Source organism: Burkholderia dolosa, from assembly GCF_902499135.1.
Taxonomy (GTDB): Bacteria; Pseudomonadota; Gammaproteobacteria; order Burkholderiales; family Burkholderiaceae; genus Burkholderia; species Burkholderia dolosa.
In genome coordinates, this window is sequence record NZ_CABVPR010000023.1 from 23400 (window position 1) to 37882 (window position 14483).

Consider the following 14483-nt stretch of genomic DNA (forward strand, 5'->3'; position numbering starts at 1 on the left):
TCATTCCGCGTCGCGCACCGGCACAAGAATTTCGCGGTTGCCGCTCGACGACATCGCCGACACGAGCCCCGACTGTTCCATCTGTTCGAGCAGCCGGGCCGCGCGGTTGTAGCCGATGCGCAGATGGCGCTGCACGAGCGAGATCGACGCGCGGCGGTTCTTGATGACGATCTCGACCGCCTGGTCGTACAGCGGGTCAGACTCGCCGCCGGCTTCGCCGGTTCCCGCGCCGGCCGAACCCTCGTCGCCGTCGGCGGTGCCGCCTTCGAGCAGCCCTTCGACATAGTTCGGCTCGCCCTGCTCCTTGAGCTTCTCGACCACGCGATGCACTTCGTCGTCGGACACGAATGCGCCGTGCACGCGCACCGGCAGCCCGGTGCCGGGCGGCAGGTACAGCATGTCGCCCATCCCGAGCAGCGATTCGGCGCCCATCTGGTCGAGAATCGTGCGCGAGTCGATCTTCGACGACACCTGGAATGCGATCCGCGTCGGCACGTTCGCCTTGATCAGTCCGGTGATCACGTCGACGGACGGACGCTGCGTCGCGAGAATCAGGTGGATGCCGGCCGCACGCGCCTTCTGCGCGATCCGCGCGATCAGCTCCTCGACCTTCTTGCCGACGACCATCATCAGATCGGCCAGCTCGTCGATCACGACGACGATGTTCGGCAGCCGGCCGAGCGGCTCCGGATCCTCGGGCGTCAGGCTGAACGGATTCGGAATCTTTTCCTCGCGCTTCGCCGCCTCGTCGATCTTGTTGTTGTAGCCGGCGAGGTTGCGCACGCCGAGCTTGCTCATCAGCTTGTAGCGGCGCTCCATCTCCGCGACCGTCCAGTTCAGCGCATGGCCGGCCTGGCGCATGTCGGTGACGACCGGACACAGCAGATGCGGAATGCCTTCGTACACGCTCATTTCGAGCATCTTCGGATCGATCAGGATCAGGCGCACCTGCTCGGCGGTCGCCTTGTACAGCAGCGACAGGATCATCGCGTTGATCCCGACCGACTTGCCGGAACCGGTCGTGCCGGCCACCAGCAGGTGCGGCATCTTCGCGAGATCCGCGCACACCGGCTTGCCGCCGATGTCCTTGCCGAGGCTCAGCGTGAGCGCGGACGACGCGGCCGCATAGACCTCGGAGCCGATGATCTCGGACAGATGCACGGTCTGGCGGCGCTGGTTCGGCAACTCGAGCGCCATGTAGTTCTTGCCCGGGATCGTCTCGACGACGCGGATCGACACGAGCGACAGCGAACGCGCGAGATCCTTCGCGAGGTTCACGATCTGGCTGCCCTTCACGCCGGTAGCCGGCTCGATCTCGTAGCGCGTGACGACGGGGCCCGGATAAGCGGCGACCACGCTCGCCTCGACGCCGAAGTCCTTCAGCTTCTTCTCGATCAGCCGCGACGTGAATTCCAGCGTGTCGGCCGAAATCGACTCCTGCGTCTTCGGCGCGGGGTCGAGCAGCGACACCGGCGGCAGCGTCGAATCGCCCGGCAAGTCGGTAAACAGCGGCACCTGCCGCTCGCGCTCGACGCGCTCGGACTTCGCCGGCGTGACGACCGGCGGCACGATCGTCACCGGCTCGTGATCCTCGATGCGCACGCGCTCCTCTTCGACCTTGCCCTCGCGCCGCACGGCCGCCGCCTCGCCGAGCTTGCGGTCGCGCTCGGCCTCGCGGCGCAGCTTCGCGACGTTGACCGCGGACAGGATCGCGCCGCCGACGCGCTCGGCAACCGACAGCCACGAGAAGCGGAAATACAGCGACAGCCCGATCGCGAGCGCGATCAGCAGCAGCAGCGTGCCGCCGGTGAAGCCGAACGCGTGCGACATCGCGCCCGCGACGGCCTCGCCGACGACGCCGCCCGGCGCGCGCGGCAGCTGCACCTTCAGCGACCACATGCGCAGCGCTTCGATGCCGTCGCACGCGAGCACGACGAGCACGAACGAGAAGATCTCGGTGAGCCAGCCGATCGGCCGCTCCGGCTCGTCGGGAATCGCTTCGTGACGCGTGATGCGGCGATAGTTGACCGCGATGCGCCGCGCGAGCGGCACGATCAGCCAGTACGCCGACAGACCGAACAGCAGCAGGATGATGTCGGCTGTCCATGCGCCGACGCGGCCTGCCCAGTTCGAGATGTGGTCCACCTGCGCGGCGTGCGTCCAGCTCGGATCGCGCCGGCTGTAGCTGAGCAGGGCCATCACGAGAAATGCGCAGAGCGCGACCTGGAGAATCCAGCGGATCTCCGTGAGGAGCTTCGACATCCGGTGCGGCAACGCCTGTGCCTGAGCGGAATAAGGAGCTTTTGCCATGAATCCGTATAAAGAGGACGGGCCGCGGCCCGCCTGTCGTTCGATCGCGCTTATTGTAAACGCTGCATCGCGCGGCCAAGTGTAAATGACGGTTACTTGTGCCGCGGCGGCGCCCGCGCCGCGCGTGCGGACGCCGCGCAAAACGCTATCGCCGCGATTGAAACTGCCGTTCGGCAACGCAGCAACGGGGCCTTTATAATGCGCGTCTGATACCCATCTACGACGGCATCCCGGTCAACCCAGACCGTCCGGCGCGCGCCATTCGCCCGCCGCGGCCGCCTTTTACGGATTCGCACATGTCCACGCCCAAACACGCCAAAGTCCTGATTCTCGGTTCCGGCCCCGCCGGCTACACGGCCGCCGTCTATGCCGCGCGCGCCAACCTGTCGCCGGTGCTGATCACCGGCATCGCGCAGGGCGGTCAGCTGATGACCACGACGGACGTCGAAAACTGGCCGGCGGACGCGAAAGGCGTGCAGGGGCCGGAGCTGATGGCGCGCTTTCTCGAGCATGCCGAGCGCTTCAACACCGAAATCGTATTCGACCACATCCACACGGCGAAGCTGCACGAAAAGCCGATCCGGCTGATCGGCGATTCGGGCGAATACACGTGCGACGCGCTGATCATCGCGACGGGCGCGTCCGCGCAGTATCTCGGTCTGCCGTCCGAGGAAGCGTTCATGGGCAAGGGCGTGTCGGCCTGCGCGACCTGTGACGGCTTCTTCTATCGCGGCCAGGAAGTCGCGGTGATCGGCGGCGGCAACACGGCCGTCGAGGAAGCGCTCTATCTGACCGGCATCGCGAAGAAGGTCACGGTGATCCACCGCCGCGACAAGTTCCGCGCGGAGCCGATCCTGATCGACCGTCTGCTCGAGAAGGAGAAGGAAGGCGTCGTCGAGATCAAGTGGGATCACGTGCTCGACGAGGTGACCGGCGAGGAATCCGGCGTCACCGGCCTGCGCATCCGGAACGTGAAGACCGGCGCGACGCAGGACATCGCGGTGCAGGGCCTGTTCGTCGCGATCGGCCACAAGCCGAACACCGACCTGTTCCAGGGCCAGCTCGAGATGAAGGACGGCTACATCCTGACGAAGAGCGGCCTGCAGGGCAACGCGACCGCGACCAGCGTGCCGGGCGTGTTCGCCGCCGGCGACGTGCAGGACCACGTGTACCGTCAGGCGATCACGAGCGCGGGCACCGGCTGCATGGCCGCGCTCGACGCGCAGCGCTACCTGGAGAGCCTGCACGACAAGAAGTAAGCGGCGAGCCTTTTTCGCGCCGGGCGCTACAATGGCGTCCGCTGCCGCGAAGCGGGCCGGGCCGAGCCGCTGCATCGCGCAGCGGCTTTTTTGTGCCCGCGCGCCCGAACGCGCCTGCCCTGCGTAACGAATCATGGCGAAGAACCTGCCCCATCCAAGCGATCCCGCGAAGCGGCAGATCGCCGCCCGTCCCGTGAATCCCGCGCCCGCGGCACCGCCGCCCGCGCCCGCTGCGGCCGCGCTGCGCGGCCAGGGCCTCGCCGGGCTCGGCGCATTGCGCAGCGCGCTGCAGGGCGAAGCCGAGCGCCGCGAGCGCGCGCGGATCGAAACCGCGCACGCCGCACGCCAGGCCGAAGCCGACGCGAACCTGTTCCGCAACGAAATCGGTGCGATCCGGCCGCTGAACGCGCCGCCGCGGGCCGCATCCGGCCGCACGCCGCCCGCACCCGTGCCGAAACAGACGCAGCGCGACGAGGAAGCGGTGCTGAGCGCGACGCTGTCCGACGAATTCGATCCGGAGACGCTGCTCGACAGCGACGAGTCGCTGTACTACCACCGTCCCGGCATCAGCCGCGACGTCGTGCGCAAGCTGCGCAGCGGCGCGTGGATCGTGCAGGCGCAGCTCGACCTGCACGGAATGCGGCGCGACGAGGCGCGCGACGCGCTCGCCGAGTTCATCCGCGAAGCCGGCAAGAAAGGGCTGCGCTGCCTGCGCGTGATTCACGGCAAAGGACTCGGGTCGATCGGCAAGGAGCCCGTGCTGAAAGGCAAGGTGCGCGCGTGGCTCGTCCAGAAGGAAGAAGTGATCGCGTTCTGCGAAGCGCGCGGCCACGACGGCGGCGCCGGCGCGGTGCTCGTGCTGCTGCAGCCGCTGGCGGCTCATGCGGACCGGGGGCCGCGTGCCGCATCCTAGACTGACGCTCGCGATCGCGGTGCTCGAGGCGATCGCGACGCTCGCGTTCGCGATCTCGGGTTTCATCGAGGCGCGCAAGAATCGTCTCGATTCGGTCGGCACGTTCGTCGTCGCGCTGGCGACGGCGTTCGGCGGCGGCACGCTGCGCGACATCCTGCTCGAGCGCCGGCCGTTCTACTGGGTCGTGCACGACGACTACGTGATCGCGATCTTCGTGCTGGCGCTGTTCGCGCCGTTCGTGCTGCGGATGCTGTCGCGGCTGTCGGCCGAGCGGATGCTGCTCGTCGCCGACGCGATCGGGCTCGGCATCTTCAGCATCTCGGGCACCGCGATCGCGCTCGAAGCCGACATGCCGCGCTTCATCGCGGTGATGATGGGCGTGATCACCGGCGTGGTCGGCGGGATCATCCGCGACGTGCTGTGCAACGACATCCCGCTGATCCTGCGCGACTCGCGGCCTTACGCGACCTGCGCGTTCGTCGGCTGCTGGTTCTATCTGCTGCTCGTGTGGCTGCAGTGCGATCTGGTGTACAGCGTGCTGCTCGCGACGGCGTTCACGCTCGTCGCGCGGCTCGTCACGTTCAAGCTGGACGTGCGGCTGCCGCATTGACGCCGGCGCGCCGTCACGCGCATCGTCGGCGCACCCAAACGAAAGGGGCCGTTCGACACGGCCCCGTTCCTTCCGTTCAGCGCGTCGCGCGCTGCATCGTCACGCGATCCGCTCTTCCGACGCCGGATCGAACAGCACCGCCTTCGACACGTCGAACAGCAGCGACTGCGTCTGCCCCGGCTGCGGATTCGCGGCCGGATGCACGCGGCTCACGATGCGCTTGCCGTTCACCTGCGCGAACACGTGCGTATCCGGCCCGGTCGGCTCGGTCACGTCGACGCGCACGTCGATCGGCTGCAGACGCGACGCTGCGCCGTTGTGCGCGCTGCGCGCATCGGTGATGCGCTCCGGCCGCAGCCCGAGGACCACTTCGCGGCCGACGTACGACTTCAGCTTCGCCGCGTCGAACGGCAGGTTCAGCGCGGTGCGTGCGAGGCCGGTGTCGATCTCGAGCGCGACGCCGCTGCCCTGCTCGGCCAGCTTGCCGTTGATGAAGTTCATCGGCGGCGCGCCGATGAAGCCCGCGACGAACAGGTTCGACGGCGAGTCGTAGATTTCCTGCGGCGCGCCGAACTGCTGGACGACGCCGTCCTTCATCACCGCGATCCGGTCGCCGAGCGTCATCGCCTCGATCTGGTCGTGCGTCACGTAGACGATCGTCGTGCCCAGGCGCTGATGCAGCAGCTTGATTTCCGCGCGCATCTCGATGCGCAGCTTCGCGTCGAGGTTCGACAGCGGCTCGTCGAACAGGAACAGCGCCGGATCGCGCGCGAGCGCGCGGCCCATCGCGACGCGCTGACGCTGGCCGCCCGACAGCTGGCCCGGCTTGCGGTCGAGCAGGTGCTGGATCTGCAGCATCTGCGACACGCGATCGACGATCTGCTGCTGCTCGCTCTTCGGCACCTTGCGGATGTTCAGGCCGAACGAGATGTTGTCGCGCACCGTCATCGACGGATACAGCGCGTACGACTGGAACACCATCGCGATGTCGCGGTCCTTCGGCGACAGGTCGTTGACGACCTTGCCGTCGATGCAGATCTCGCCGCTCGTGACGGTCTCGAGCCCGGCGATCATGTTGAGCAGCGTCGATTTCCCGCAGCCCGAGCCGCCGACGAGAATCAGGAACTGTCCGTCCTCGATCTCGATGTCGACACCCTTCAGGACCGGCACCCCGTTCGGGTAGGTCTTGTACACGTCACGGATGGAAAGGCTTGCCATGCTGTGAATCCTCTGTCTCGTCTCGCGCGGCGCACGTCGGCGCCGCGTCGGGTTCGTTTCGATGCGCCGCGCGCGATGCGCGGCCGGTTCGTCGTATCGGATGAAGCCGCGCTTACCCCTTCACCGCGCCCGCCGTCAGCCCGCGCACGAAGTAGCGGCCGGCGATCACGTAGACGAGCAGCGTCGGCAGCGCGGCGATGATCGCGCCGGCCATGTCGACGTTGTATTCCTTCACGCCCGTCGACGTGTTGACGAGGTTGTTCAGCGCGACCGTGATCGGCATCGAATCGACGCCGGAGAACACGATCCCGAACAGGAAGTCGTTCCAGATCTGTGTGAACTGCCAGATCAGGCACACCATGAAGATCGGCAGCGACACCGGCAGCAGGATCTTCGTGAAGATCGTGAAGAAGCCCGCGCCGTCGATGCGCGCGGCCTTCACGAGTTCGGCCGGCACGCTCACGTAGAAGTTGCGGAAGAACATCGTCGTGAACGCGATCCCGTACACGACGTGCACGAACACGAGGCCCGGAATCGTGTTCGCGAGGCCGAGCATTCCCTGCAGACGCGCCATCGGCAGCAGGATCACCTGGAACGGGATGAAGCAGCCGACGAGCATCATCGTAAACAGCGCGTCCGCGCCGCGAAAGCGCCAGTGCGTGAGCACGTAGCCGTTGAACGCGCCGATCAGCGACGAGATCAGCACGGCCGGGATCACCATCTGCAGCGAGTTCACGAAGAACGGCTTCATCCCGTCGCAGCGCACGCCCGTGCATGCGCCGCTCCACGCCTTCACCCACGGCTCGACGGTCCAGTGCTCGGGCGGCGTCAGCAGGTTGCCGGTGCGCAGCTGGTCGAGGTCCTTGAACGACGTCGACAGCATCACGTAGATCGGGAACAGGAAATACAGCGCGAACAGGATCAGCGCCGCATAGATCACTGCCCGGCTGATCGTCATCTTAGGCTGCATTGCGGGTGCTCCTGGATTCCATATACATCAGCGGCACGAGCACCGCGACCACGGTCGCGAGCATCATCACCGACGACGCCGCGCCGAGCCCGAGCTGGCCGCGGTTGAACGAAAACGTGTACATGAACATCGCCGGCAGCGACGACGACGTGCCGGGTCCGCCCGCCGTCAGCGCGACGACGAGGTCGAAGGTCTTGATCGTGATGTGGCAGAGGATCAGCAGCACCGAGAAGAACACCGGGCGCATGCTCGGGATCACGATCTTGCGGTAGATGGTCGGCAGCGTCGCGCCGTCGACCTGCGCGGCCTTGAAGATCTCGCCGTCGACGCCGCGCAGCCCCGCGAGGAACAGCGCCATCACGAAGCCGGTCGACTGCCACACGGCCGCGATCACCACGCAGAAGATCGCCTTGTCCGGATCGTCGAGCCAGCCGAACGAGAAGCTCGTCCATCCCCAGTCGTGCATCACCTTCTCGAGACCGAGACCGGGGTTCAGGATCCACTGCCACGCGGTGCCGGTGACGATGAACGACAGCGCCATCGGATACAGGAAGATCGCGCGCAGCGCGCCTTCGTTGCGGATCTTCTGGTCGAGCAGGATCGCGAGGAACAGCCCGAGCGCGACGCAGATCGCGATGAACGGAATCCCGAACCAGCCGAGGTTCGCGGCGGACGTCCACCACACGTCGTTCTGGAACAGATCCGTGTAACGACCGAAGCCGTCGAATTCGTAGTTGGGCAACAGCCGCGACTTCGTCAGCGACAGATAGCCGGTAATCAGGATGAAGCCGTAGATGAACACCACGGCGATCGCGACGCTCGGCGCGAGCACGAGCTTCGGGATCCAGCGATCGGCGAACGCCGACATCGGCGACGTGCGCCGCGCGACGGCAGCGCCGGATCCGTTTCCGCTAAGAGGGGCAGCCACTTGATTCGACTCCTGGAACGAGGGCGACGCGGGCCGGGCCGGCGTCGTGTACGGCGCGGGCCCGCGGGCGGGCCCGTTTGCTGCACGTGCGGGAACGCCCGGCCGACGACGCGCGGCGGCCGGGCGTCCGTCGCGTTACTTCACCTTCGCGGCCTTCGCGAGCGCAGCGACCGCGCTCTTCGAATCCTGCTGCGAGTTCATGAACTTCGTCACGACGTCGGTGATCGCGCCGGCCGTTGCGTCGCCCTGCGCCATCCCGTGCGCGAGCGACGGCACGTAGCCGCCGGACTTGATCGCGGTCTGCTCGTCGGCATACGACTTCTTCGCGCAGTCGTCGAACTTGTCCATCTTCACGCCGAGGCGCACCGGGATCGAGCCCTTCAGCAGGCTGAACTGCTCCTGGAACTCCGGCGTCATGATCGTCTTCGCGAGCGCGAGCTGGCCCGGCGTCGCGGCCTTCTCACCCTTCTGCTGGAAGAACACGAACGAGTCGACGTTGAACGTATATGCGTTCGCGGTGCCCGGCACCGGCGCGCAGATGTAGTCCTTGCCCGACTTCTTGCCAGCGTTCTCGAACTCGCCCTTTGCCCAGTCGCCCATGAACTGCATGCCGGCCTTGCCGTTGATCACCATCGCGGTCGCGAGGTTCCAGTCGCGGCCGTTGCGGCCCGAGTCGAAGTAGCCCTGGATCTTGCGCACCGTGTCGAACACCGACACCATCTGCGGCGACGTCAGCGTCGCCTGGTCGAGATCGACGAGCGCCTTCTTGTAGAACGCGGCGCCCTGCGACAGCACGACGTCTTCCCACAGCGTCAGGTCCTGCCACGGCTGGCCGCCCATCGCGACCGGCTGGATGCCCGCGGCCTTCAGCTTGTCGGCCACCGCGAAGAATTCCGGCCACGTGGTCGGCACCTTCGCGCCGACCTTGTCGAGCGCGGCCTTGTTGATGTACAGCCAGTTCACGCGGTGCACCGAGAACGGCGCGGCGACGTAGTGGCCCTTGTACTTGACGATCTTGTCGATTTCCGGCGGCAGGTTCTGCTTCCAGTCGCCGGCGACGGAATCGATGTTGACGAGCACGCCCTGATCGGCCCACTCCTGGATCAGCGGGCCCTTGATCTGCGCGGCCGACGGTGCGTCGCCGCTGATCACCTTGGTCTTCAGCGCGGTCATCGCCGCTGCGCCCGCGCCGCCCGCGACCGCGAAGTCCTTCCACACGTAGCCCTGCTTCTGCAGGTCGTCCTTCAGCACGCCGACGGCCTTCGACTCGCCGCCCGACGTCCACCAGTGCAGCACCGTTACGTTCTCGGCAGCCTGCGCCGCCGCGGCGCCGGCCATCAGACCTGCGGCGCACAGCGCGCCCATGATCGAGCGAACTTTCATTACTTATCTCCTCCAGACTGAATCAACTCGTGAAGTTCCCTCACCGGGAACGGCTTCTTGACGACGACGGGAAAATCGAGCCGCGAGACGCGTACAGCGTACGGGGCCGACGACCGGCCGGGCTCTTACAGAAAGCGTGACTTGAGATTCAACTGCGCGTCTCCTCTTGTGTTTCTGGCCCGCCGCGATGCGGCGCGAGCCCGGGGCCGACGGCGCGCGGACGATGCGCGCCGCCAATGTCCGTTAACATTCGGCACAAGGCGTTCCCGAAGGCGAAGCACGCGCAGTTCATCGACCGCACTTCATTTTTTCTTCACCCGGGTGCTACCCCTTGCGGCGGATTGTAGTTAAACTACAATTCAGTGTCAAAAATATTTTTATCGCACTACGGATCGCTTCCGAGCTACCCAACCCGGCGGAGACACATGCATACCGATTCCAGCTTTACCTTCGTACTTTTCGGCGGCACCGGCGATCTGTCGATGCGCAAGATCCTGCCCGCGCTGTTCGAAGCGCACCGCGCGAACATGCTCGCGGACGGCGGCCGGATCGTCGCCGTCGCACGGCACGAATCGGATCGGGCAGGCTATCTCGAATGGGTCGACACGCACGTGAAGCCGCATGCGGCGAAGGCGGCCGGCAAAGCGTTCGACGATGCGGGATGGCAATCCTTCCTCGAACGCATCGAGTACGTGAAGCTCGATCTCGGCCGCGCGGAAGACTACGTCGTGCTGCGCGACGCGATCGCGTCGCTGCCGGGCATCCGCGTGTTCTATCTGGCGACCGGTCCGTCGCTGTTCGTGCCGATCTGCAAGGCGCTCGCGTCGGTCGGTCTGAACGAAGGCTCGCGCATCGTGCTCGAGAAGCCGCTCGGCTACGATCTGCGCTCGTCGAACGCGATCAACGATGCGGTCGGCGAGATCTTCGCCGAAGAGCAGATCTATCGCATCGATCACTATCTCGGCAAGGAGCCGGTCCAGAACCTGCTCGCGCTGCGCTTCGGCAACGCGCTGTTCGAACCGCTGTGGCGCCGCGAATGGGTCGAGAGCATCCAGATCACGATCGCGGAAGAGCTCGGCGTCGAGGCGCGCGGCGACTTCTACGACAATACCGGCGCGCTGCGCGACATGGTGCAGAACCACCTGTTGCAGCTGCTGTCGATCGTCGCGATGGAGCCGCCGCATTCGATGGATTCCGACTCGGTGCGCGACGAGAAGCTGCGCGTGCTGCGCGCGCTGAAGCCCGTCGATCCGCGCGACATCGGCAAGGTCGCGGTGCGCGGCCAGTATCATGCGGGCGTGATCAAGGGCGTGCAGGTGCCGGCGTATGCGACCGAGCCCGGCGTGAAGCCCGACAGCCAGACCGAGACGTTCGTCGCGCTGAAGGCCGAGATCGAGAACTGGCGCTGGGCCGGCGTGCCGTTTTTCCTGCGCACCGGCAAGCGGCTTGCCGATCGCGTCGCGGAGATCGTCGTCAACTTCCGGCCGGTTCCGCATTCGGCGCTCGGCCCGACCGCGCTGCGCCCCGGCGCGAACCGCCTCGTGATCCGGCTGCAGCCGAACGAGACGATCCGCCTGTACTGCCTCGCGAAGCAGCCCGGCGAAGGGATGAACCTCGCGAGCGTGCACCTCGACCTCGCGTTCGACCAGTTCTTCAAGGAAGGGCAGATGGAGGCGTATCAGCGCCTGCTGCTCGACGTGATCAACGGCCGTCTCGCGCTGTTCGTGCGTCGCGACGAGCAGGAAGCCGCATGGCGCTGGGTCGAGCCGATCCTGAACGAATGGGCGCGCTCGCTGAAGCCGCCGAAGCCCTATGCAGCCGGCACGTGGGGGCCGGCCGCGTCGAGCGCGATGCTCGCGCAGCACGGCACCTGCTGGCTCGAGGAAGAAAACTGATGCACGCACGTTGCGCGCTGCGACATCGCGGCCGCAACGTGCGCATGATTCACACGATTTGAACAGACAAAGCAGTCCGGAGGAGATGTGATCGAGATCCACGCTTTCGACACCCAGGAAGCGCAAAGCGAAGCGCTCGCGCGCGCCGTCGGCGACGCGCTGCGCGCCGCGCTCGCCGGCCCCGAGCGCCCGACGCTCGCGGTGTCCGGCGGCACGAGCCCGCGCCCGTTCCTGCAAACGCTGTCGCATGCGGCGCTCGACTGGGCCGGTGTCGACGTCACGCTGGTCGACGACCGCTGGGTGCCGGACCACAACACGGCGAGCAACGCGCAGCTCGTGCGCGACACGCTGCTGCAGCACGCGGCAGCCGCGGCCCGCTTCCTGCCGCTCGTCGACACGCGCGTCGCGCTCGACGCACACGTCGCCGCGCTGAACGCGAATCCCGACTACCGCGTGCCGAATGTCGCGGTGCTCGGCATGGGCGAGGACGGCCACACGGCATCGATCTTCGCCGACGCGCCCGAATGGGATCACGCGATCACGACGCCCGAGCGCTTCGTCGCCGTCCATCCCGGCGCTGCGCCGCACGCGCGCGTCAGCTATTCGCTCGATGCGCTCAAACGCGTCGACCGCCTGTTCCTGCTGATCGCAGGCGCGGCCAAGCGCAACGTGCTCGACGCCGCAGCGGCCTCGCTGCAGAAGAATGCGATTTCCCAACTGGCCAACGACAAGGGGACCAAGCTCGATGTCTACTGGTGCGCAAAGTAAGGCCGTCGTCGCGGGCCAGCACGCCGACGGCCCGCGCCTGCTCGCGGACGTCGGCGGCACCAACGCGCGCTTCGCGCTGGAAACCGGCCCGGGCGAGATCACGCAGATCCGCGTGTACCCCGGCGCCGACTATCCGACGCTCACCGACGCGATCCGCAAGTATCTGAAGGACGTGAAGATCGCGCGCGTGAATCATGCGGCGATCGCGATCGCGAACCCGGTCGACGGCGACCAGGTCACGATGACGAACCACGACTGGAGCTTCTCGATCGAGGCAACGCGTCGCGCGCTCGGCTTCGACACGCTGCTCGTCGTAAACGACTTCACCGCGCTCGCGATGGCGCTGCCGGGCCTCACCGACGCACAGCGCGTGCAGATCGGCGGCGGCACGCGCCGCCAGAACAGCGTGATCGGGCTGCTCGGGCCGGGCACCGGGCTCGGCGTGTCGGGACTGATTCCGGCCGACGACCGCTGGATCGCGCTCGGCAGCGAAGGCGGCCACGCGTCGTTCGCGCCTCAGGACGAGCGCGAGGATCTCGTGCTGCAGTACGCGCGCAAGAAGTTTCCGCACGTGTCGTTCGAGCGCGTGTGCGCGGGTCCTGGGATGGAGATCGTGTATCGCGCGCTTGCCGCGCGCGACAAGAAGCGCGTAGCCGCGAGCGTCGATACCGCGGAGATCGTCGAGCGCGCGCATGCGGGCGACGCGCTCGCGCTCGAAGCGGTCGAATGCTTCTGCGGGATCCTCGGCTCGTTCGCGGGCAGCGTCGCGCTCACGCTCGGCGCGCTCGGCGGCGTCTATATCGGCGGCGGCGTCGCGCTGAAGCTCGGCGAACTGTTCACGCGTTCGTCGTTCCGCGCGCGCTTCGAGGCGAAGGGCCGTTTCGCGCACTATCTGCAGAACATTCCGACGTACCTGATCACCGCCGAGTATCCGGCGTTTCTCGGCGTGTCGGCGATCCTCGCCGAGCAGCTGTCGAACCGTTCGGGCGGCGCGTCGTCGGCCGTGTTCGAGCGGATCCGCCAGATGCGCGACGCGCTGACGCCGGCCGAGCGCCGCGTCGCCGATCTCGCGCTGAACCATCCGCGCTCGATCATCAACGATCCGATCGTCGACATCGCGCGCAAGGCCGACGTGAGCCAGCCGACCGTGATCCGCTTCTGCCGCTCGCTCGGCTGCCAGGGGCTGTCCGACTTCAAGCTGAAGCTCGCGACCGGCCTCACCGGCACGATCCCGATGAGCCACAGCCAGGTGCATCTCGGCGATACGGCCACCGACTTCGGCGCGAAGGTGCTCGACAACACGGTGTCGGCGATCCTGCAGCTGCGCGAGCATCTGAATTTCGAGCACGTCGAAAACGCGATCGAAATCCTGAACGGCGCGCGCCGCATCGAGTTCTACGGGCTCGGCAACTCGAACATCGTCGCGCAGGACGCGCACTACAAGTTCTTCCGGTTCGGGATTCCGACGATCGCGTACGGCGATCTGTACATGCAGGCCGCGTCGGCCGCGCTGCTCGGCAAGGGCGACGTGATCGTCGCGGTGTCGAAGTCCGGGCGCGCACCGGAGCTGCTGCGCGTGCTCGACGTCGCGATGCAGGCCGGCGCGAAGGTGATCGCGATCACGTCGAGCAACACGCCGCTCGCGAAGCGAGCGACCGTCGCGCTCGAGACCGATCACATCGAGATGCGCGAATCGCAGCTGTCGATGATCTCGCGGATCCTGCATCTGCTGATGATCGACATTCTCGCGGTCGGCGTCGCGATTCGCCGCGCATCGCCGAACGACGAGCTGCCGGAAGCGCTCGCGCAGGCAAGGGCGCGCGCGAACGACGACGAAACGGCCGACGTGCTCGACTGGCTGAGCCACGGCGCATCGCCGGCGGCGAAGGACGTCGCGCGGGATTGACGCTTCGGCGAAACGCCGTCGATCCACGACACCCCGAACGCTGGACTCAGGCCCGGCGTTCGGGGTGTTTCGTATGTGCTGCACCGCCCCGCACCACAGCGGCCCGGCAGGCATCGACGATGCCGTCTGCCGAGGGCTGCGCGTGACGTCATACGTTCGTACACGCTCTTATTTTCGAACCAGTCCAATTGTCAGCAGTTGCCCAAGCTCGGTAACTTCCTTCACTCCGCGTGATGCCGCCATTCCGGTCCGACGCGAGAAATGACACGTTTCTCACGGAACGCCGATTGGCATCGAGAGCATCACCTTCATCCAGTTTGCGG

Annotated in this window: 11 protein-coding genes; 6 read left to right on the forward strand and 5 right to left on the reverse strand. The window is 66.8% G+C overall.

The window, feature by feature from the left end:
- Positions 1–2310 (reverse strand): DNA translocase FtsK, encoded by a 2310-nt coding sequence (locus BUB20358_RS12645; protein ID WP_006764927.1) that lies wholly within the window; start codon positions 2308–2310, stop codon positions 1–3.
- 296 nt (positions 2311–2606) lie between these two features.
- Here BUB20358_RS12645 and trxB point away from each other — a divergent pair, with 296 nt between their 5' ends.
- From trxB to BUB20358_RS12660, 3 genes are all read left to right on the forward strand, one after another.
- On the forward strand, positions 2607–3569 hold the full coding sequence (trxB, locus tag BUB20358_RS12650) for a thioredoxin-disulfide reductase (protein ID WP_006764928.1): 963 nt from the start codon (positions 2607–2609) through the stop codon (positions 3567–3569).
- Between the two features lie 133 nt (positions 3570–3702).
- Complete coding sequence (locus tag BUB20358_RS12655) at positions 3703–4482, forward strand: Smr/MutS family protein (protein ID WP_006764929.1); 780 nt, start codon at positions 3703–3705, stop codon at positions 4480–4482.
- A complete protein-coding gene (locus tag BUB20358_RS12660) occupies positions 4451–5092 on the forward strand; it encodes a trimeric intracellular cation channel family protein (RefSeq protein ID WP_035972889.1) in 642 nt (213 codons plus the stop codon). The genes BUB20358_RS12655 and BUB20358_RS12660 overlap by 32 nt, the downstream gene beginning before the upstream one ends.
- Before the next feature lie 99 nt (positions 5093–5191).
- Here the strand turns inward: BUB20358_RS12660 and BUB20358_RS12665 are convergent, their stop codons facing one another.
- The 4 genes from BUB20358_RS12665 to BUB20358_RS12680 form a co-directional block, all read right to left on the reverse strand.
- Positions 5192–6310 carry an ABC transporter ATP-binding protein gene (locus BUB20358_RS12665; protein WP_006764931.1) on the reverse strand — a complete coding sequence of 373 codons (1119 nt, stop codon included), beginning with the start codon at positions 6308–6310 and terminating at the stop codon, positions 5192–5194.
- Positions 6311–6422: 112 nt separating this feature from the next.
- Positions 6423–7280 carry a carbohydrate ABC transporter permease gene (locus BUB20358_RS12670; RefSeq protein ID WP_006764932.1) on the reverse strand — a complete coding sequence of 286 codons (858 nt, stop codon included), beginning with the start codon at positions 7278–7280 and terminating at the stop codon, positions 6423–6425.
- Positions 7270–8208 (reverse strand): carbohydrate ABC transporter permease, encoded by a 939-nt coding sequence (locus BUB20358_RS12675; RefSeq protein ID WP_006764933.1) that lies wholly within the window; start codon positions 8206–8208, stop codon positions 7270–7272. Before BUB20358_RS12675 ends, BUB20358_RS12670 begins: the two co-directional genes overlap by 11 nt.
- Positions 8209–8343: 135 nt before the next feature.
- Positions 8344–9591: an ABC transporter substrate-binding protein gene (locus BUB20358_RS12680; protein WP_006764934.1), complete on the reverse strand. Its 1248-nt coding sequence runs from the start codon at positions 9589–9591 to the stop codon at positions 8344–8346.
- Between the two features lie 425 nt (positions 9592–10016).
- On the opposite strand from BUB20358_RS12680, the gene zwf reads away from it, so the two are divergent.
- The 3 genes from zwf (at position 10017) to BUB20358_RS12695 (ending at position 14160) form a co-directional block, all read left to right on the forward strand.
- Positions 10017–11486, forward strand: a complete 1470-nt coding sequence (zwf, locus tag BUB20358_RS12685) for a glucose-6-phosphate dehydrogenase (protein ID WP_035972890.1) — start codon at positions 10017–10019, stop codon at positions 11484–11486.
- 87 nt (positions 11487–11573) lie between these two features.
- The gene (gene pgl / locus BUB20358_RS12690) at positions 11574–12254 is read left to right on the forward strand and encodes a 6-phosphogluconolactonase (protein WP_035972891.1); all 681 of its coding nucleotides are present in this window, start codon (positions 11574–11576) and stop codon (positions 12252–12254) included.
- Entirely contained in the window at positions 12232–14160 is a 1929-nt protein-coding gene (locus BUB20358_RS12695) for a bifunctional transcriptional regulator/glucokinase (protein ID WP_035972893.1), read from the forward strand. The genes pgl and BUB20358_RS12695 overlap by 23 nt, the downstream gene beginning before the upstream one ends.
- Positions 14161–14483 lie beyond the last annotated feature (323 nt).